The 18,834-nt window shown below is 54.8% G+C and carries 19 protein-coding genes; all 19 read right to left on the reverse strand.

The features are described from left to right. Positions 1-18 precede the first annotated feature (18 nt). The 19 genes from coaBC to ruvX all read right to left on the reverse strand — a co-directional run bounded on the left by coaBC (position 19) and on the right by ruvX (position 18,819). Positions 19-1,260, reverse strand: coding sequence for a bifunctional phosphopantothenoylcysteine decarboxylase/phosphopantothenate--cysteine ligase CoaBC (gene coaBC / locus L6990_RS08225; RefSeq protein WP_237203639.1), 1,242 nt, complete (start codon positions 1,258-1,260; stop codon positions 19-21). Positions 1,261-1,272: 12 nt separating this feature from the next. Beyond that, positions 1,273-1,656: a DNA-directed RNA polymerase subunit omega gene (rpoZ, locus tag L6990_RS08230; RefSeq protein ID WP_440480491.1), complete on the reverse strand. Its 384-nt coding sequence runs from the start codon at positions 1,654-1,656 to the stop codon at positions 1,273-1,275. A 144-nt stretch (positions 1,657-1,800) separates the two neighbouring features. After that, positions 1,801-2,373 carry a guanylate kinase gene (gene gmk, locus L6990_RS08235; protein ID WP_272879278.1) on the reverse strand — a complete coding sequence of 191 codons (573 nt, stop codon included), beginning with the start codon at positions 2,371-2,373 and terminating at the stop codon, positions 1,801-1,803. Between the two features lie 12 nt (positions 2,374-2,385). Further along, entirely contained in the window at positions 2,386-2,700 is a 315-nt protein-coding gene (gene mihF / locus L6990_RS08240) for an integration host factor, actinobacterial type (protein ID WP_237203642.1), read from the reverse strand. 236 nt (positions 2,701-2,936) lie between these two features. Continuing rightward, a complete protein-coding gene (gene pyrF / locus L6990_RS08245; RefSeq protein ID WP_237203643.1) occupies positions 2,937-3,791 on the reverse strand; it encodes an orotidine-5'-phosphate decarboxylase in 855 nt (284 codons plus the stop codon). A 4-nt stretch (positions 3,792-3,795) separates the two neighbouring features. Next, positions 3,796-7,104: a carbamoyl-phosphate synthase large subunit gene (gene carB / locus L6990_RS08250; protein ID WP_237203644.1), complete on the reverse strand. Its 3,309-nt coding sequence runs from the start codon at positions 7,102-7,104 to the stop codon at positions 3,796-3,798. Between the two features lie 8 nt (positions 7,105-7,112). After that, positions 7,113-8,276 (reverse strand): glutamine-hydrolyzing carbamoyl-phosphate synthase small subunit, encoded by a 1,164-nt coding sequence (carA, locus tag L6990_RS08255; protein WP_237203645.1) that lies wholly within the window; start codon positions 8,274-8,276, stop codon positions 7,113-7,115. A 60-nt stretch (positions 8,277-8,336) separates the two neighbouring features. Continuing rightward, the gene (locus L6990_RS08260; protein ID WP_237203646.1) at positions 8,337-8,861 is read right to left on the reverse strand and encodes a PH-like domain-containing protein; all 525 of its coding nucleotides are present in this window, start codon (positions 8,859-8,861) and stop codon (positions 8,337-8,339) included. An 18-nt stretch (positions 8,862-8,879) separates the two neighbouring features. Next, positions 8,880-10,199, reverse strand: coding sequence for a dihydroorotase (locus L6990_RS08265; protein WP_237203647.1), 1,320 nt, complete (start codon positions 10,197-10,199; stop codon positions 8,880-8,882). A 27-nt stretch (positions 10,200-10,226) separates the two neighbouring features. Next, complete coding sequence (locus L6990_RS08270; protein ID WP_237203648.1) at positions 10,227-11,210, reverse strand: aspartate carbamoyltransferase catalytic subunit; 984 nt, start codon at positions 11,208-11,210, stop codon at positions 10,227-10,229. Then, entirely contained in the window at positions 11,210-11,809 is a 600-nt protein-coding gene (gene pyrR / locus L6990_RS08275) for a bifunctional pyr operon transcriptional regulator/uracil phosphoribosyltransferase PyrR (protein WP_237203649.1), read from the reverse strand. The genes L6990_RS08270 and pyrR overlap by 1 nt, the downstream gene beginning before the upstream one ends. 182 nt (positions 11,810-11,991) lie before the next feature. Next, a complete protein-coding gene (gene nusB, locus L6990_RS08280) occupies positions 11,992-12,402 on the reverse strand; it encodes a transcription antitermination factor NusB (RefSeq protein WP_237203650.1) in 411 nt (136 codons plus the stop codon). Further along, entirely contained in the window at positions 12,402-12,965 is a 564-nt protein-coding gene (gene efp, locus L6990_RS08285; protein WP_237203651.1) for an elongation factor P, read from the reverse strand. The genes nusB and efp overlap by 1 nt, the downstream gene beginning before the upstream one ends. A gap of 159 nt (positions 12,966-13,124) precedes the next feature. Next, positions 13,125-14,219, reverse strand: coding sequence for a 3-dehydroquinate synthase (gene aroB / locus L6990_RS08290; RefSeq protein WP_237203652.1), 1,095 nt, complete (start codon positions 14,217-14,219; stop codon positions 13,125-13,127). Next, on the reverse strand, positions 14,216-14,836 hold the full coding sequence (locus tag L6990_RS08295; RefSeq protein WP_237203653.1) for a shikimate kinase: 621 nt from the start codon (positions 14,834-14,836) through the stop codon (positions 14,216-14,218). The genes aroB and L6990_RS08295 overlap by 4 nt, the downstream gene beginning before the upstream one ends. Positions 14,837-14,839: 3 nt before the next feature. After that, on the reverse strand, positions 14,840-16,054 hold the full coding sequence (gene aroC / locus L6990_RS08300; RefSeq protein WP_237203654.1) for a chorismate synthase: 1,215 nt from the start codon (positions 16,052-16,054) through the stop codon (positions 14,840-14,842). A 91-nt stretch (positions 16,055-16,145) separates the two neighbouring features. After that, the gene (locus L6990_RS08305; RefSeq protein ID WP_237203655.1) at positions 16,146-17,081 is read right to left on the reverse strand and encodes a shikimate dehydrogenase; all 936 of its coding nucleotides are present in this window, start codon (positions 17,079-17,081) and stop codon (positions 16,146-16,148) included. Next, complete coding sequence (gene mltG, locus L6990_RS08310; protein WP_237203656.1) at positions 17,082-18,308, reverse strand: endolytic transglycosylase MltG; 1,227 nt, start codon at positions 18,306-18,308, stop codon at positions 17,082-17,084. Beyond that, the gene (gene ruvX, locus L6990_RS08315; protein ID WP_237203657.1) at positions 18,301-18,819 is read right to left on the reverse strand and encodes a Holliday junction resolvase RuvX; all 519 of its coding nucleotides are present in this window, start codon (positions 18,817-18,819) and stop codon (positions 18,301-18,303) included. Before ruvX ends, mltG begins: the two co-directional genes overlap by 8 nt. Positions 18,820-18,834 lie beyond the last annotated feature (15 nt).

Raw genomic sequence — 18,834 nt, forward strand, 5'->3', positions numbered from 1 at the left:
AACTGGAGGTAAAGATGATTAATTGTTGAGGTGTTGCGCTACATGACGCAGAAGGTCTTCAGAAACTTCATACTTGGTTCCCTGGGTCACCAAAGGCTCAGCTCCGTTGGCGGAAAGGATGATTAGAGTATTGTCCTCAGCCCCAAACCCCTGGGTAGCGCTCACGGTATTAACCGCTAGGTAGTCGCAACCCTTGCGGGTTAACTTTGCACGTCCGTAATCTAAGGGACTAGCGCTATCATCACCGGTTTCAGCTGCAAAGCCAACGATAAGCTGTGGGCCTGCCTCTCTATTAGCTGACCGGCGCTCAACGAGCTCTCGCAGAATATCCGGGTTACGCACCAGCTGTATGACGGGGTCCTGCCCCGGGTCATCCGTCTTCTTTATCTTGAAGTCGGCGTACTCAGCAGGGCGGAAGTCAGCCACAGCAGCAGCCATAATCACCAGATCAGCCCCCTGGGCAGCTGCCAAAGTAGCCTCTCGTAGCTCTCTGGCGCTAGACACGCGGGTCACGGTATCAAGACCTGTCGGTAGCTCAACTTCCACATGCGCCGCGATGAGGTGCACGCTGGCTCCTAGCTGCTGCGCTACGCTGGCCAGGGCAAAGCCCTGCTTACCGGAGGAACGGTTCCCCAAAAAACGGACCGGGTCCAAAGCCTCACGCGTCCCACCAGCAGTAATCACCACGCGGCGTCTGGCCAAGGGCAAATCAGCCGGGGCCGCTTCTTCGGTATCCCAGCCCAAAATCGCCTGTGCCTGCGCGAAAATATCGTCGGGCTCAGGCAAGCGGCCAATACCGGAATCAGGCCCTGTCAGGCGCCCAACGGCGGGTTCAATAATGTGATAGCCAAACCCACGCAGAGTCTCAACATTGGCGCGAGTAGCCGGATGCTCCCACATTTGGGTATGCATCGCCGGCGCCAGAATCACCGGAGCGTAGGTTGTCAGGACGGTTGCCGAGAGTAGGTCGTCAGCGCGACCGCTAGCTAAGCGTGCCATTAAATCAGCCGTTGCCGGCGCAATGACCACAGCATCAGCTTTCTCTGCCTGGCGTACGTGATTGACCTCGGGCACCCGGTCAAAAACATCAACCGACACAGGGTTGCCACTAAGAGCCTCAAGAGTGGGCTGGCCAATGAATTTAAGAGCAGCTTCGGTAGGGATAGCTACTACTTCGTGGCCATCTTTGGAAAAAAGACGCAGGAGCATCGCTGCTTTATAAGCAGCGATGCCCCCGCCAATGCCGATAATGACGCGCATTGTCTTTAGAAACTATGCCTGTTCGGCGTCTTCAGCGTCGACGTATTCCACGAAGGGCTCGTCGATGTAGAAATCTGCACCCAGGAAAGCGCTGGGTTCGTCATCGTGAATGAGGGTGCCGTTTTCATCAAACTTGCCATCGGTAACGTGGCGAGCTTCAACCAGATCTTCATTAATTTCACGCATGGCCACAGATAGTGACTTCTCGTTGGGCTCTGAATCAACAAGGGGCCCTACGTGATCGTAGAGGTTCTCGTGCAGCTGTGAGTAGTAAGCGTTGATCTGACGGGCACGGCGAGCACCGAAAATCACCAGACCATACTTAGACTCAGCCTTCTTAATCAGAGCGTCTGCGCTGGGGTTGATGATACCTTGATCGTTGTGTGCGTTAGCCACGTAAGACTCCATCTTTACTGGACTGCGCCACCGCAATCCGGTGGCAAAAAACTTTACTAATACTATCGGCGAACCGATTTTTTGTCACGTAAAACGCGGGCGGCCCAGAGGTGATGTTCCCCTAGTGCCGCCCGCGCCTACTATTTAACGCTCTACGCCCATGAGCTTGATAATTGCTTCAGCAGCTTCTGGTACCGAATCATTAATGACCGTATGGTCAAACTCGGGCTCAGCGTCCAGCTCAATTTTTGCTGTTTCAAGCCGCATCTGCTGTTCCCTGGCAGATTCAGTGCCTCTACCGATTAGGCGGGACACCAATTCATCCCAGCTAGGGGGCGCCAAGAAGATCAGCTGAGCTTCAGGCATAGCGTTACGCACCTGGCGTGCGCCCTGCAGATCAATTTCAAGAAGTACGTTCTTACCCGCTTTGAGCTGGCGTTCAACCATGGAGCGGATGGTTCCGTACTTGTAAGAGTTATGCACGGTTGCCCACTCCAGCATCTGACGATTTTCGACCATTGAGTCAAATTCATCATCAGAGACAAAGTAGTAGTGGACTCCGTCTTCTTCGCCTGGCCTGGGGTCACGAGTTGTGGCAGAAACCGAAAACCATACGTCCGGGTAATTCTCACGAATGTAGGTAGACACGGTCCCCTTGCCTACAGCTGTGGGACCGGCCAAGACGGTGAGTTTGGGTGTCTGGTGAGTTTCTGCCACGGTATCAAGCCCTTAACGGTCAAGAAGATTGATGAGTGCTCGACGCTGGTGGATGCCAAGACCACGCAGGCGGCGAGACGCAGCAATATTCAGGTCTTTCAGAATATTTTCGGTTCGAACTTCACCAACACCCGGTAGGGAAGTGAGAAGATCGGTTACCTTCAGTCTAGCGACAGCTTCATCAGTTTCAGCGCGCTTAAGCACCTCTGAGATGGTAATTTGCTTATTCTTGACAGCCTCTTTGATTTCAGCGCGGGTAACACGGGCTTTCTTGGCCTTTTCACGGGCTGCGGCGCGCTGTTCTTCGGTGAGGGGTTTGAGGGGCATGATTGCCTTCCTTATGTGCGAGGTGTTCACGGTGCGAACATGGAATATACGAGTGTGGAATAGCTTTTTCTTATAGGTATTACCCAGGGGGAAATCAAATGAAAGCTATTTGCGATCCAACATTTATAAATTAGCACGTCAGGTGGTTTTTTCAAAGTAAGTTACCCGTGGGTAATGTAATTAATATAAAAATGGCGGGGAAGCTCCCTCCCCCCGCCATCTTTTATCATCTAGCCCTATCGTGAAGCCGAGTTCAGCTCCTCAGCAGAACGCTGAGCGGCATCCCTCAAACCAGAACGATGAGGCCCTGCGCTAAGAACACCGCGGCTAGAGTTAACCAGTACCTGGCGCTCGATGCCTTCAAATACCCTGTAAAGATCGTCGGCTGTAGCTCCCTGAGCTCCATATCCGGGTGAAAGGATCGGCCCATTGAAGGTTGAAAGATCAATGTTGAGCTCAGCCAAGGCATGACCCACCGTAGCCCCAATCACCAAACCACAGGAGCCCATATTCTGCCAGGTAGAAGATTCATTCTCACGCTGAGCTGCTTGAATAATTGAGCCGGCCACAGACTTTTCAGACCCCCCAATGTGCTGTACACTCTTTCCTTCTGGGTTAGAAGTAAGAGCTAGCACAAAGGTACCTCGCTGGTTCTTTGAAGCGAGGTCAAGGGCCGGTCGAAGAGATTCAAACCCCAGATAGGGGCTTAGGGTTACTGAATCGGTCGCCAAAGGGGACGCTTTACCCAGCCAAGCATCCGCGTAGGCAGCCATGGTTGACCCAATATCTCCGCGTTTAGCATCTGCCACCACCAAGACATCCCGCTGAGCAGCTTCAGCCTGAAACTTCTCTAGCACCGCAAGACCAGCTGAGCCGTGACGTTCAAAGAGAGCTACCTGGGGTTTTAGAGCCGCCGAAACGTCACCGCAGGCGTCCAGAACGGTGAAGGCGAAACGCTCCAAGGAGGCAGCTGTATCTTCAAGTCCCCACTGAGCCAGGAGCCCTGGGTGGGGGTCAACTCCCACGCACAAAGGCCCCTTCTCTGCCATTGCGCGTGAAAGTCGATCCCCGAAAGGAAGCACATTGCTCATGCGCTTATGCACTCTCACGCTGGGAAATCGCTTCACGGATTGATGCCCCGTGTTCCTGGAGGCTCATCACTCCCCAGCTGTATTCACGCAAGGCGTTAATAGCCTGAACAGCAGCACCAAACTCTGAGACCGTGGTCATGATGGGGCAGCCCACCGAGGTTGCAGCTGCGCGGATTTCGTAGCCATCGCCTCGTGCTTGACCTCCCGAGGGAGTGTTGAGGATGAGGTTGATTTCACCATCGCGGACCATGTCAACAATGGAGCGCTCCCCCTCAGCTGTTTCAGCAATCTTTGAAACGACCTGAGCCTTTACTCCGTTGCGACGCAGAACCTCAGCGGTTCCACCGGTTGAAACAATGTCAAAGCCCAGCTGCTGGAGCATCTTCACGTAGATAATGCTGTTGCGTTTGTCGCGGTTAGCAACCGAGACAAAGACCTTGCCTTCGGTGGGCAAGAAGGAGCCCACGGATGCTTCAGCCTTAGCAAAAGCGGTATCGAAATGGGGGTCGAGACCCATGACTTCACCGGTTGAGCGCATCTCGGGGCCAAGCAGTGAATCGACCACAACCCCTTCCGGAGTACGGAAACGGCTAAAGGGTAGAACAGCTTCTTTGACAGCGATTGCTGTATCTGCCGGAAGGCTGGCTCCGTCCATCGACGTGGGCAGGTAGCCCTCTTCTTTAAGCTGGCTGATGGTCTGACCCGTGCCGATGAGGGCGGCTGCTTTAGCCATCTGGACGCCGGTTGCCTTGGAGACGAACGGAACGGTGCGTGATGCGCGGGGGTTGGCTTCGATGACATAGAGAATATCTGAAGCTACCGCAAACTGAATGTTGATCAGACCGCGAACACCTACGCCGGCTGCAATGCGTTCGGTGGCATCTGCAACCTTGGCAATGATGTCAGGGCTGAGGGTGATAGGTGGCAGGGTGCAGGCAGAGTCGCCCGAGTGAATGCCAGCTTCTTCAATATGTTCCATGACACCGCCGAGGTAAAGCTCGGTGCCGTCATAGAGAGCGTCAACGTCAATTTCAACGGCATCTTCAAGGAACTTATCAATGAGAGCCGGCTGGGAGGGAGAAACTTCAGTCGCATTTTCTAGGTAGCGAGCCAGCTGTTCTTCGCTGTAAACAATCTCCATACCGCGACCGCCCAAAACGTAAGAGGGGCGCACCAGAACCGGGTAGCCGATGTCATCAGCGATTCGCTTGGCGTTCTCAAAGGTCGAGGCGGTGCCGTTTTTAGGTGAGATAAGACCGGCATTTTCCAGGACTCGCGAAAATTCACCGCGGTCTTCGGCGAGGTCAATAGCCTCGGGTGAGGTGCCTAGAATCGGAATTCCGGCTGCCTTGAGTTCCTGCGCGAGCTTCAGCGGGGTCTGTCCACCGAGCTGCACAAAGACGCCCATCAGCCCACCGGTGCGGCGTTCCGCTTCAACAACTTCAAGTACATCTTCCAGGGTGAGAGGCTCAAAGTAGAGGCGGGTTGAGATATCGTAGTCGGTTGAAACTGTCTCAGGGTTACAGTTGACCATAACGGTCTCGTAACCGGCTTCGCGCAGCACCATCGAAGCGTGCACACAGGAGTAGTCGAACTCGATACCCTGACCGATACGGTTGGGCCCAGAACCCAGAATCATGATGGAGGGCTTCTCGTGGTGTGCGACCTCGTCCTCCATGTCATAGGAGGAATAGTGGTAGGGGGTAAATGCCTCAAACTCGGCTGCACAGGTATCTACGGTCTTGAAGACGGGGCGAATATCCAGTGCGTGACGAATACCGCGGACCACAGCCTCGTCTATGTTGAGAATCTCGCCAATCTGGGCGTCAGAGAAACCGTGTCGTTTCGCCAGGCGTAGGGACTCCTCATTGAGGTTTTTAGAAGCAGCAATTTCGCCGGCTACCTCGTTGAGCAGTACCAGTTGGTCGAGGAACCAGGGGTCAATCTTGGTTGTCTCAAACATCTGCTCAACGGTAGCTCCTGCGAGAAGTGCCCGCTGTACCTGGTGGATACGCTCTGTGGTGGCGGTCTTAGACTTCTCAATGAGTTCTGCCAGCTCCCCTGCCGGCAGCTCGGGGTTGGCGTAGGAGAAGGCTCCACCCTTCTGCTCGAGTGAACGCATGGCCTTCTGCAGTGCCTCGGTAAAGTTGCGGCCTAGAGCCATAGCCTCCCCCACTGACTTCATGGTGGTGGTCAGGGTGGGGTCAGCTGCCGGGAACTTCTCAAAAGCGAAACGGGGCACCTTGACTACCACGTAGTCTAGGGTCGGTTCAAAGGACGCCGGGGTTTTCTGGGTGATATCGTTGGGGATTTCGTCCAGGGTGTAGCCCAGGGAAAGCTTGGTGGCAATCTTTGCAATGGGGAAGCCTGTTGCCTTGGACGCCAGCGCTGACGAACGGGAGACGCGGGGGTTCATCTCAATGACGATAATGCGCCCGGTGGCCGAATCAACGGCGAACTGAATGTTACAGCCACCGGTGTCGACACCAACTTCGCGGATTACGTTGATCGAAATGTCTCGTAGTTTCTGGTACTCGCGGTCCGTGAGGGTGAGTGCCGGGGCAACGGTGATGGAGTCACCGGTGTGCACACCAACGGGATCAAAGTTTTCGATGGAGCAAACTACCACCACGTTGTCGTTCTTATCTCGCATCATTTCGAGTTCGTATTCTTTCCAGCCCAGAATAGATTCTTCGAGCAGAACCTCGCTAGTGGGGCTGTACTGAATACCGGCACCGGCGATGCGGTGGAGGTCTTCCTCGTTGTAGGCCATACCTGAGCCCAGGCCACCCATGGTGAAGGACGGGCGCACCACCATGGGGTAGCCCAGGATCTTGGCAGCTTCTAGGGCTTCATCCATGGTGTGAACGATAACTGACTTAGCAGACTCGCCGCCGGCACGTTCGACAACGCCCTTGAAGGCTTCACGATCTTCGCCGAGGTTAATTGCCTCGATGTTAGCGCCAATGAGTTCGACACTGTACTTCTCTAGTACGCCCTGTTCGTCGAGAGCAATGGCAGCATTGAGGGCGGTCTGGCCGCCCAGGGTGGGGAGAATCGCGTCCGGCTTTTCCTTAGCGATAATCTTTTCGATGACTTCGGTAGTAATCGGCTCGATGTAGGTCGCATCAGCAAACTCGGGGTCAGTCATGATGGTAGCCGGGTTGGAGTTAACCAGAATGACGCGAACGCCTTCTTCCTTGAGAACTCGCAGAGCCTGGGTGCCGGAGTAATCGAATTCGGCAGCCTGACCAATGACGATGGGGCCAGAACCAATGACGAGAATTGAGTTGAGATCTTGACGTTTTGGCATAGTTCTTCCTAGTTCTTCTTCTCAAGCATGAGGTCAATAAAGCGGTCAAAGAGGTAGGCTGCGTCGTGGGGACCAGCTGCTGCCTCTGGGTGGTACTGCACAGAGAAAGCTGGGATATCTAGGCAGCGCAACCCTTCAACGACCTGGTCGTTGAGACCGATGTGTGAAACTTCAACCCTGCCGAACTCAGCGTGGGGAGCTTCAACTGCGCCGTCCAGGGGCGCATCCACTGCAAAGCCGTGGTTCTGGGCGGTAATTTCGACTTTACCGGTGGTACGATCCATGACCGGCTGGTTGATACCCCGGTGACCGAAGGGAAGCTTGTAGGTGCCAAAGCCCAGGGCCCGGCCAAGCAGCTGGTTACCAAAGCAGATGCCGAAGAAGGGGGTACCGGTGCGCAGGACGCTCTGAAGCAGGGCAACCTGGTCGTCAGCGGTCGCTGGGTCACCGGGGCCGTTGGAGAAGAAAACGCCATCCGGCCGGTAGGACTTGATATCTTCTAGGGTGGCAGTTGCCGGTAGGACGTGCACGCGCACCCCTCGCTCAGCAAAACGCTTGGGGGTCATGGCTTTAATCCCTAGATCAAGGGCAACCAGGGTTGCCTTGGGCTCCCCCTCCCAGCCCTGGTCGGCTGGTTCAACGGTGTAAGCCTGATCGATGGATACCGTATCAGCCAGTTTCTGCCCCTGCATCTGGGCGCTCGCCTTGACCTTTTCCACCAGTGATTCGGTTGAAGCCAGTGCCTGCTCGCCGGTAAAGATACCGGCGCGCATAGCTCCTGCACTCCGCAGGTGGCGGGTCAGTGCACGGGTGTCAATGCCTTGAATGCCAACAATCCCCTGCTCAACAAGCTCCTCATCTAGAGTGCGCTCTGAGCGCCAATTAGAGGCTCGACGCGCTGCATCACGCACAGCGTAGCCTGAAACCCAAATCTTACGAGATTCGGCATCTTCTTCGTTGACACCGGTGTTGCCGATGTGGGGCGCAGTCTGCACCACAATCTGGCCCGCATAGGAGGGGTCAGTCAGGGTTTCTTGGTAACCGGTCATGCCGGTGGAGAATACTGCTTCGCCGAGGGTACTTCCGGTAGCTCCGTAGCTCTGGCCGCGGAATACTGTGCCGTCCTCTAATACGAGAACCGCTGCACGCTCGCTGGGTGCTAACTGGGTCATTCGCGTACTTCCTGTCGTAGGTTGGTCGGGTGTGGGGGCTAGCCCCAAAGATTTATAGATTTAGGCAGAAGGCGCCGGTAGCTCTTCTAGGGCCTGAGGTGCAATCTGCTGAATAGTGGCGAGAACGGTCTTTTTATCGGCTGCAAAACGGGTGCGGAATCCGGTATCAACGGGCGTGCCGTTGAGATCCCAGGACAGCATCACGAGACCGTTTTTCTCCACGAACTTACCGGCCATGCCGGCCTCTGTTCGTACCGCAAGAATGTCACTGGCTGGTACCCAGAGGTCTTGAGCGCCATCTCTAGCGATAACCACAGCGTCCTCGAAGATAAAAAGGGTGCCGGCTGCCTTAACACCGAGAGTGTTAGTAGCGATACGGTCCAGCCAGTCCCCCATGCGGGTGGTAGCAATGTAAACACCGGGGACGGCAAGCAGGCTTTCGGCATCCTCGTATCGGTCAGGGACAGGAGCAAGAACTCCCGTGCCTTTCTGACGTTTTTGACGCCCCTTCCAGCCAGCCCACATGCCCCAAAATATGAGGGCACAGAGCAGTACTAGAAGAGTTACTGGTAGGAGTCTGTCCACGAATCTACCTTCGATTCCCTAGTTGCCAGAGTGAACCACGGGAGTGGTCAGCTTGCCGTCTTGAACCACCGGGTGACCACCATAGAAGGTTGCCATGACGGCGCCTGGGACTTCCAATCCTCGGTAGGGGTTATTTTTGCCCTTGGTCGCTTGAGCCTGTGGGTCAATAGTGCGAGCCGCGGCGGGGTCAACCAAAACCAGGTTGGCTGGTTCACCGGCTTCCAGAGGACGCCCCTGCCCCGTTGCCAGGCCAATTTCAGCTGGCTTAGTGCTCATAATACGAGCCACATCAGCCCAGGAGATGAGGCCGGTATCAACCAGGGTTTTCTGGACAATCGACAGCGCCTGCTCAAGCCCGGTCATACCGTTAGCAGCACAGGCCCACTCACAATCCTTAGATTCGGTGGGGTGAGGCGCGTGATCGGTGCCGATAATATCGATGATTCCGTCCGCAACAGCCTGACGCAGCGCCATAACATCTTCCTCGGTGCGCAGCGGTGGATTGACCTTATAGACAGGGTCGTAGGTGCGCACGAGCTCATCGGTCAGTAGCAGGTGGTGGGGGGTAGCCTCAGCGGTAACATCAATGCCGCGTTCTTTAGCCCAGCGAATGATCTCAACCGATCCCTTAGTGGAAAGGTGACAGATATGCAGTCGTGAACCCACATGTTCAGCCAACAGGACGTCCCGGGCAATGATGGATTCCTCTGCCACAGCAGGCCAGCCAGCAAGGCCAAGCTCTGCAGAGACTTTGCCTTCGTTCATCTGAGCGCCCTCGGTTAGACGGGGCTCCTGGGCGTGCTGGGCAACGACACCGTTGAAGGTTTTGACGTATTCAAGGGCTCGCCGCATAAGGGCCGGGTCCCACACGCACATGCCATCATCCGAGAATACTCGCACTTTGGCGCGAGATTCTGCCATAGCTCCAATCTCAGACAGGCGCTCACCGGCTAGACCTGTAGTAACGGCACCGATGGGCTGCACCTCGGTCCAACCTGACTTTCTGCCCAGCTCGTAAACCTGTTCAACAACACCAGCGGTATCGGCTACGGGGTTGGAATTAGCCATAGCGAATACAGCGGTGTAACCTCCCAGTGCCGCAGCACGGCTACCGGTTTCTACGGTCTCAGCATCTTCTAAGCCTGGTTCCCGCAAATGGGTGTGCAGATCTACGAGACCGGGCAGAGCAATAAGACCGGCAGCGTCAATGATGTCTGCTTCAGGCGCTGACAGATCAGCCCCTACTTCGGCAATCAAACCGTCACGAATGAGGATGTCCGCCTCACGTTCGCCCAGCAGTGAAGCGCCCTTGATGAGATAGGTAGATGGTTTAGTCACGGTGTTCTCTTTTCTTCAATCTAGGGTTTAGGCACCGGGGTAAAAGTCGGCTGCTTTGCCACCGGTCATCAGGAGGTAAAGCGCCGCCATACGCACAGAAACCCCGTTGGTGACCTGTCGTAGCACCCATGAGCGGTCTGAGTCAGCTGCTTCAGCGCTAATTTCTAGACCCCGGTTCATGGGGCCAGGGTGGAGCACAGCGGTCTCATGGTCCGCGGCGTCCAGGCGAGCGAAACGTTCGGGTGTCAGGCCCCACAGTCTTGAGTATTCCTCACTGCTGGGGAAGAAGGCGTTATGCATGCGCTCTTTTTGGATGCGCAACATCATGACAGCATCAGCCCCAGATTCAATAGCTTCATCGAAGTCATAGAAAATTTGGCAGGGCCAGTCTTCTGTTTCTACCGGCAAAAGAGTAGGTGGAGCGACGAACTTGACCTGTGCCCCCAGAGTTGTCAGAAGCCAGAGGTTAGAACGCGCCACCCTGGAGTGCAGGATGTCGCCCACTATAGCGACACGCATCCCCTCAAGAGTAAGCCCTCTGGTTTCAGCCCCCGTTGTTTGGGCACGAAACTGGCGCAGGGTCATAGCATCAAGCAGAGCCTGGGTAGGGTGGGCGTGGGTTCCATCACCGGCATTGAGAACCGGAACATCAATCCACCCAGCCTCAGCCAGACGCTGAGGAGCGCCAGAAGCACTGTGCCTAATTACAACAGCATCCGCATTGATGGCAGCAAGGGTCTGAGCTGTATCTTTAAGTGATTCACCCTTAGAAACAGATGAACCTTTAGCTGAGAAGTTAATGATGTCCGCCGACAGCCGCTTCTCTGCCGCTTCAAAAGAAAGGCGGGTTCTGGTGGAGTCCTCGAAGAAGAGGTTGACGACAGTGCGTCCCTGAAGAACCGGCAATTTTTTTACTTCGCGCTGACCGATTTCGCCCATGTAGTCGGCTGTATCAAGGATGTTCAGAGCATCAGCCAGACTCAGGTCTTTAGTATCGAGTAAATGACGCATTAGAGCTGTTCCCCTGTCTCTGCACCGGGCTGAATAATAACCACCTGATCGGCTACACCGTCGATGGGCTCCAAGAGAACTTTGACCGATTCATCTGAGTTCGTGGGTAGATTTTTGCCCACGTGATCAGCCCTGATGGGTAGTTGGCGGTGGCCCCTATCAACAAGAACTGCCAGGCGCACGCAGGCGGGGCGTCCGTAATCCTGTAAAGCGTCAAGGGCTGCACGAATAGTACGGCCAGAGAAAAGGACGTCATCAATCAGGTAAACATTTTTACCGTCAAGGCCAAGAGGTGGCAGACGTGTAGGTTCGGGGGTTCGCCCTGGCTTAGAACGCAAATCGTCACGATACATCGTTATATCGAGCTGTCCCAGCGACATTGCCGGGTTGAATGATGCATCAGTATCTGAGATTTTTTGGGCTAGTCGCTGAGCTAGCGGGTAACCGCGGCGGGGTATACCCAAGATGACCAGGTTCTGGGCACCCCTATTAGCCTCAAGAATTTCATGCGCTATTCGGGTTAGCGCGCGATCGATGTCGGCAGATTCCAGAATCACACGTTGTGACCCTGCTGAAGATACACTTCTGGTATCGCTCATTGGTCGCCGGCCTCCTTCCCCGCCTCACAGGACGGACTTAAAGGTTGCTGTCGTGAACCAAACTTATCATGCGCGTCTCTTCATACAAAGTGTTGCTCGCTGTATAAAACACCAAGCCATACCTTGTGAAGCATTAAGACACAAAAAGTGCCGCACCGAAAAGGTGCGGCACTCATGAGCAGTTAAGCAAGGAGAGTTGGTTTAACCTGGCGCAAGCGGTCTAGCAAACCGTTGACGAACTTGGGTGAGTCGTCGGTGGAGAGCATGCGTGCCAGACCAGTTGCTTCTGAAATGGCAACGGCATCAGGAATCTCATCATTGAAGAGGAGTTCCCAAGCGCCAATCAGTAGAACAATACGGTCTACGCTGGGCATACGGTCCATGGTCCAGTCCTGTGAGTATGTCTCAATGTACTCACGGATTTCCTCTTCACGGTCACGAACCCCTCGAACAATCTGCTCAGAGTAGAGGGATATTTGCGCTGAGGTATGAAGCCTGCGACTGGTGAGAACATCAATCACGCCCTCACCGCGCTGCTCAGCCTCAAAAAGAACCTCTAGCGCGCGAAGTCTAGCTTTAGTTCTTGAATTCATTAGTCGTTGACGCGACCGAGGTAATCGCCGGTACGGGTATCAACCTTAACCTTGGTGCCAGTCTCTAGGAAGAGTGGGACCTGAATTTCAGCACCGGTCTCAACGGTTGCGGGCTTGGTACCGCCGGTTGAGCGGTCACCCTGTAGACCGGGTTCAGTGTAGGTGATTTCGAGAACGACTGAGGCGGGAAGCTCAATGTAGAGAGGTGAGCCTTCATGCATTGCGATAGTTGTAGTCTGGTTCTCCAGCATGAACTTAGCGGCATCACCAACAACGGTCTCTGAAACGTTGATCTGGTCGTAAGTCTTCATGTCCATGAAGACGTAGTCGGTACCGTCCTGGTAGAGGTACTGGTAATCAGAGCGATCAACGGTTGCAGTTTCGACCTTAGCACCAGCGTTGAAAGTCTTATCAACTACCTTGCCGGAGGTCACGTTACGCATCTTGGTGCGCACGAATGCGCCACCCTTACCGGGCTTGACGTGCTGAAACTCAACGATGGACCAGAGGTTTCCATCAATCTTGAGAACAACACCGTTCTTGATATCTGCGGTAGTAGCCAACAGACGCTCCTCACAATAAATTTTCAATAAGCATGGGGTAAACCGTGCTCAAGTCTACCTGCTCACTCCCCTACTTGCTTCAACCAGGGGTGAGTTTTTCACCTCAGAGCTGTTCCCTTGTTACAGATAGGCTAACCACCCTGCAGTTGCACCCTATTTCTACTCAGCTATTTCTTGGTAGGTCGCAAAAAGGATTGACTCTTCAGGTACTTCATAGATGCGGGGCTTACCCAGACCTTCCAACACAACAAACCGCAGCAGGTTACCGCGAGTTTTCTTGTCACGACGCATCGTTTCAAGAAGCTTGCTCCAGCGATCTGCCGGGTAGCTAACCGGTAACCCTAACGACTCGCAGATGGCCCGTGTACGGTCCACCGTGGCTTCGTCCAGGTAACCGGCTGCCAGTGACAGCTCTGCAGCAAAGACCATGCCCACAGCAACCGCAGCACCGTGACGCCACTGGTAGCGCTCGGCATGCTCGATAGCGTGGCCCAGCGTGTGACCGTAGTTCAAGAACTCCCTACGCCCGCTCTCTTTAAGGTCTTCCGAGACAACATCAGCTTTTACCCTGATCGACCGTTCAATCAGCTCGCGAACGACCAGAGACTGAGAATCCCTGATCTTCTCGGGGTTATCTTCAATCAGTTTCAGAATCTCTGGGTCAGCAATAAACCCACACTTAACGACTTCAGCCATGCCGGTGAGCAATTCGTTTTCAGGCAGGGTTCTGAGCACACCCAGTTCGCAGAGGACGGCAGCGGGCGGGTAAAAGGCACCCACCAGGTTCTTACCCTCAGCGGTATTGATGCCGGTTTTACCCCCCACCGCGGCGTCCACCATGCCTAGGAGTGTAGTGGGGATATGAATAACCCTGATGCCCCTGAGCCAGGTGGCTGCAACGAAGCCCGCGACATCGCTCACGGACCCGCCGCCCACTGAAATAATGGCGTCAGTGCGGGTGAAATCGTTCTGCCCCAATACCTTCCAGCAGAAGGCGGCAACCTGAATATGTTTGCCCTCCTCAGCATCAGGAATCTCTGCTGAAAAGGCTTCAAAACCAGCCTTGCGCATATCTTCCATCACGAGCTCACCGGTCGACCGCAGAGCACGCGGGTGGATCACCAAGATACGCTGGGTGCGCTGGCCTAAGATACCCGGGATTTCTCCCAGCAAATTATGCCCTACCAGCACATCGTAATTTTCTGATGCTTGGCTGCCGGTCACGCTGATGCGGGTGCTAGCTTCGGTGCTCATACCTGCCCTTTTCTGGATCGAAGAATAAAGTTCTGAATTTCAGCTGCCATATCTGAGATACTGCGACCACCCCTGGCATCCAAGGTGTAGCTGGCCAGTTCTTCAAAACGCTCACGTCGAGCTTCAAAAATTTCCGACCATTTTTCAATTGGATTGGGTTGCAAAAGCGGGCGTGCCCGCCCGTGGATAATACGCGGTGCAACGGTCTCTGCATCAACCTTGATGTAAATAACCGTTTCTTGCCGCAGGAGCTCCGCCGTTTCAGGCGTCATAGGAGCTCCCCCACCCAAAGAGAAAATAGTGTTCCTTCGGGACGGGGACGTCAGGACCTCACGAATAACTTCAGCCTCCATGCGCCTAAACTCATCTTCACCGAAGTCAGTGAAGATTTGAGAGACTTCACCGTATTTATCAACGATGAGGTGATCAGAGTCAATAAACTCATAACCATAAAAGCGCGCGAGGTGCGTACCGATGTAGGATTTACCGGCTGCCATGGGACCGATAATAACCACCGGTCGGGATTTCTCGATGTAGGTTTCTTGAACCTCGCGCACCTGGTTGGGCGCAAGCCCTCCGGTCATATCGATCGCGTGTTCACGGGATCGGGGGGTCATGGTTTAGCTGTCCCATCCAGCCACGTTAGACTCCCAGGCTAAAGACTCAGGGATAGCTGATAGGTAGGACTCCATATTGCGGCGGGTCTCAGCGATATTGTCGCCACCGAACTTTTCAAGAGCCGCGTCAGCCAGCACCAGAGCCACCATAGCTTCGGCAACCACGCCTGCAGCAGGAACAGCACAAACGTCAGAGCGCTGGTGGTGGGCTGTAGCTGCCTCACCCGTTGAAGTGTCGATGGTAGCAAGCGCCTTAGGTACGGTAGCAATTGGCTTCATGGCAGCGCGTACGCGCAGAAGGTCACCGATGCTCATACCACCTTCTATGCCTCCGGCACGGTTTGACTGGCGGGTCACGCCATTCTCACCCGGCACGATTTCATCGTGAGCGCGGGTTCCGGGGCGGGCAGCGGTAAGGAAACCGTCGCCAACTTCAACACCCTTGATTGCCTGAATACCCATGAGCGCCGCAGCCAGACGAGCATCGAGTCGGCGATCCCAGTGGACGTAAGAACCTAGCCCAGGGGGCATACCGTAGGCAAGAACCTCAACCACGCCGCCCAGCGTTTCGCCGTCTTTGTGGGCACGGTCGATGGTCTCAACCATGGCATCACTGGCTTCCTTATCGAAGCAACGCAGTGGGTCAGCATCCAGGTATTCAAGGTCCGAAGGTAGCGGACGCGCCGCGTCCACGGGTGCAGCCACCTCAGCGATAGCGGTGGTATGGCTTACCAACGAGATGCCGAGTGACTTCAATATTTGAGAAGCAACAACGCCCAGAGCAACACGGGTTGCGGTTTCGCGGGCTGAAGCGCGCTCCAGTACGGGGCGGGACTCAGCGAAGTCATACTTCTGCATACCGGCAAAATCGGCGTGGCCGGGGCGCGGGCGTGTCAGTGCAGCATTCCGGGCACGGCCTTCAATCAGAGCGGGGTCAACAGGGTCAGATGACATCACATCTTTCCACTTGGGCCACTCGGTATTAGCAATTTCAATGGCAACCGGCCCGCCCTGGGTAATCCCATGACGGACGCCGCCAAGAATGCGTACACGGTCCTCTTCGAATTTCATGCGGGCGCCACGGCCATACCCTAGCCGTCGGCGGGCCAGAGCGTCACTTACCATAGCGCTGGTGAGCTCGACTCCGGCTGGTACACCTTCGATGATTCCTACCAGTGCCTCACCGTGTGATTCACCGGCTGATAGCCAACGTAGCATCTGCCACCTTCATTCGTCTGTCGTATGTATTGTTTCTAAGATTTTCAAACTTAACCGGTTGGTGCAAACCGGGGCCGTTATTTGGGACTTTTTAGGAGCGAATTAGCTTGAGAGGATCCCAGACCATCTGCGGTGAAATCTCAGCCGGAGGTAGCCCAACGGCACTGCGCATCGCCTCTATCACCTTATCTTCGCTCGGCAACCGCTCTTCTAAGTTACGCCCCGTGAATAGCTTGACCTGGTCAACTGCCTGATACATCAGCATTTCTAGGCCAGAGGTTACCTTTCCACCTCTTTCTTGCCAGCGCTGAGCAAGAGGTGAGGGCCAAGGATCGTAGGTGACATCGAGCAGAACCCCCAACTGCGACCTCAGGGGCGAGGTCGTGTCAGACACTAGGTGGTCAGCCGCACCGGCTGGCAGAGTACAGATACAGACTTCGTAAAGTGAACACTGGTGAGAAAAAGCTTCTATAGGCTCAAACTGCACAGTAACGCCTAGCCTCTGAGCCGTCTCCACGACACTTTGAGCTCGGTCAGGGTTTCGCACAAAAACGTCTACCCTCTTAAGCCCCAGGTAGGCTAAAGCGGCGAGGGCCGCGGTCGCTGTGCCTCCCCCGCCAATAATTGCTCCGGTTTGCACTTCTGCTGGGGCACCAGCGGTCTTCAGAGCATTCACGATCCCTGATACATCGGTGTTGTGCCCCCAAGCGCTCCACCCCTTAACACCCTTTCTCCAGTAAATGGTGTTAACTACACCGACTGCCTGGGCAAAGGGAGTTAGCTCGTCCAAGTAGTCTAGGACGGCTGTTTTGAGCGGCATAGTCACAGAGAAACCGCAGGTGTCGTCGTGGGGACCGTGCTGGGCAAAAACCGCAGGCAGATCTTCCCCCTGCGTCTCTTGACGCTGGTATTCAATAGGTTCGCCCAGGGCACTGTAAGCAGCTTGGTGGAGGAGCGGAGACTTGCTATGGCTAATGGGAGACCCCAAGACAAACGCCTTGGGGCCCACACCTGACAGAAGGGTCATTTACTGGCACACATTCTTGTTGTTTTCACAGAACTCATCGTAAATCTCTACATTATCCAGATGCTCTTCGTAGGTTTCAGCAAAGAGGGTCTCACCGGTGAAGAGGTCAACTGTCACCCAGAAGTAGTAGTCATTCTTCTCGGGGTTAGCAGCAGCCTTGATAGCGGCTTCGCCAGGTGAGCCGATTGGGCCCTCAGGCAATCCCTTGTAGTAGAAGGTGTTGTACTTGTTCGAGGAGTCAGCTTTCTGCTCTTTGGAAATGTGGTAGCTCTTGATCCCTAGGCCGTAGGCCACGGTGGCGTCGGACTGCAGATAGCCTGATGTTTCGCCGTCTGGGTTATTCATGCGGTTTTCAATGGCACCGGCGATGGGCGCGTAGTCTTTCTCAATACCTTCGAACTCCAGGATGGAGGCAACGGTTAGTACATGGAAAATACGGTCGTCACCGGTCACGCCATCGGCCTCAAGCTGCTCCTTGGTTTGATCAACCATGGTCTGCAAGATCTCTTCGGCGGTAGCGTCCTTGGGGAAGCGATATTCACCGGGGTACAAGAAACCCTCGATCGTGGGGAAGTTAGAAGGAATACCAAAGGCATCAGGTGAGTTACCCAAAGACTCAAATTCACCGGCACTGATCCCGGTGCCCTTTGCCAGGGCGTCAAATGTTTCGTCCATACGCCAGGTGCGGGAAACAGCAACGTAATTGGTGTTCGCCTCATCCAGGTTAAGCAGCTCGCTGAGAGCAGCAGAGCTACTCATCTCCTTTTGGAGCTCGTACTCCCCCGGCTGGAAAAACTGGTCAGAAGTTGTCTCGGAGTATACTTCCAGGAACCTGCCGGCATCAGCAATAATTCCCTGTTCTTCCAGAGAGTTAGCGATACCAATATTTGAAGAGCCTTCAGCAATAGTAAACGTCACGGTGGTCCCGTTACCATCGCCGCTATAATCTTTTCTTTCAAACCATCCCAGGCGAGGAGAAATAATGGCAACGACCATCACCAGGGCGACGGCAAAGACAAGTACAGCCGAAATAAAAGCATTGCGGCTACGGCGTTTTACGCGCTGACGTTCTTCTGAAGTAACTTCATCCTGCTCAACCTCAATCCCCATGAAACCATCGTGGGCAGTTTCGGAGGATCCCCCAAGGATACCTCCTAAATCGGTTTGCTGATCTCGGGTAGGTCGTGAGGGACGCGGCGGGCGGTTAGAACTCGAGTTCTCAGACATTCGGGTTCTCCGTTTCGTCGTTGTGTACGGTTGAGTCTTGTGAGTTGAGAAGTTCCTGTGGAACCACCCGGTAGCCAGCTAGTTGTTGACCGGCTTTGATGGTATCTAAGGCCGACTGCAGGATGTTGACCGCAGCTACTTGATCAACCATCGTCTTGAAGTCCCGAGATGATACCCCGGCCTCGTGCAGGGATCGATGAGCGCTCACCGTAGTCAGTCTTTCATCGATGAGCCATACAGGGACTGATCGGCCTTCACCATTCATCTCAGAGACGAGTTGCTCTGCATAGTCGCGTGCCATCACAGTCGATGGGCTTTCCCCACCTTTCATGGTGCGCGGCAGGCCAACGAAAACCTCGGTTATTTCGTGAACCTCAATAAGTTTCCTGAGTACTCTGCGGTCGGAATCCTTCTTAAGATCCCGACGCAGAGTTTTTAGGGGCGTCGCAAGAATCCCATCTGGATCGCACAGGGCTAAGCCGACGCGGGCATTGCCCACGTCGACTCCCATACGACGGCCCCTAGT

Origin of the sequence: Rothia endophytica, from assembly GCF_928381505.1 — a bacterium.
GTDB lineage: Bacteria > Actinomycetota > Actinomycetes > Actinomycetales > Micrococcaceae > Rothia > Rothia endophytica_A.

Coding starts and splice junctions, on each gene's coding strand:
- carA (WP_237203645.1), bottom strand. CDS start 8,276: ATGACCCAGTTAGCACCCAGCGAGCGTGCAGCGGTTCTCGTATTAGAG.
- pyrR (WP_237203649.1), bottom strand. CDS start 11,809: ATGAGCGATACCAGAAGTGTATCTTCAGCAGGGTCACAACGTGTGATT.
- L6990_RS08295 (WP_237203653.1), bottom strand. CDS start 14,836: ATGACCCCCCGATCCCGTGAACACGCGATCGATATGACCGGAGGGCTT.
- carB (WP_237203644.1), bottom strand. CDS start 7,104: ATGCCAAAACGTCAAGATCTCAACTCAATTCTCGTCATTGGTTCTGGC.
- nusB (WP_237203650.1), bottom strand. CDS start 12,402: ATGAATTCAAGAACTAAAGCTAGACTTCGCGCGCTAGAGGTTCTTTTT.
- L6990_RS08270 (WP_237203648.1), bottom strand. CDS start 11,210: ATGCGTCATTTACTCGATACTAAAGACCTGAGTCTGGCTGATGCTCTG.
- pyrF (WP_237203643.1), bottom strand. CDS start 3,791: ATGAGCAATGTGCTTCCTTTCGGGGATCGACTTTCACGCGCAATGGCA.
- L6990_RS08305 (WP_237203655.1), bottom strand. CDS start 17,081: ATGACCCTTCTGTCAGGTGTGGGCCCCAAGGCGTTTGTCTTGGGGTCT.
- ruvX (WP_237203657.1), bottom strand. CDS start 18,819: ATGGGAGTCGACGTGGGCAATGCCCGCGTCGGCTTAGCCCTGTGCGAT.
- aroB (WP_237203652.1), bottom strand. CDS start 14,219: ATGAGCACCGAAGCTAGCACCCGCATCAGCGTGACCGGCAGCCAAGCA.
- mltG (WP_237203656.1), bottom strand. CDS start 18,308: ATGTCTGAGAACTCGAGTTCTAACCGCCCGCCGCGTCCCTCACGACCT.
- mihF (WP_237203642.1), bottom strand. CDS start 2,700: ATGCCCCTCAAACCCCTCACCGAAGAACAGCGCGCCGCAGCCCGTGAA.
- coaBC (WP_237203639.1), bottom strand. CDS start 1,260: ATGCGCGTCATTATCGGCATTGGCGGGGGCATCGCTGCTTATAAAGCA.
- aroC (WP_237203654.1), bottom strand. CDS start 16,054: ATGCTACGTTGGCTATCAGCCGGTGAATCACACGGTGAGGCACTGGTA.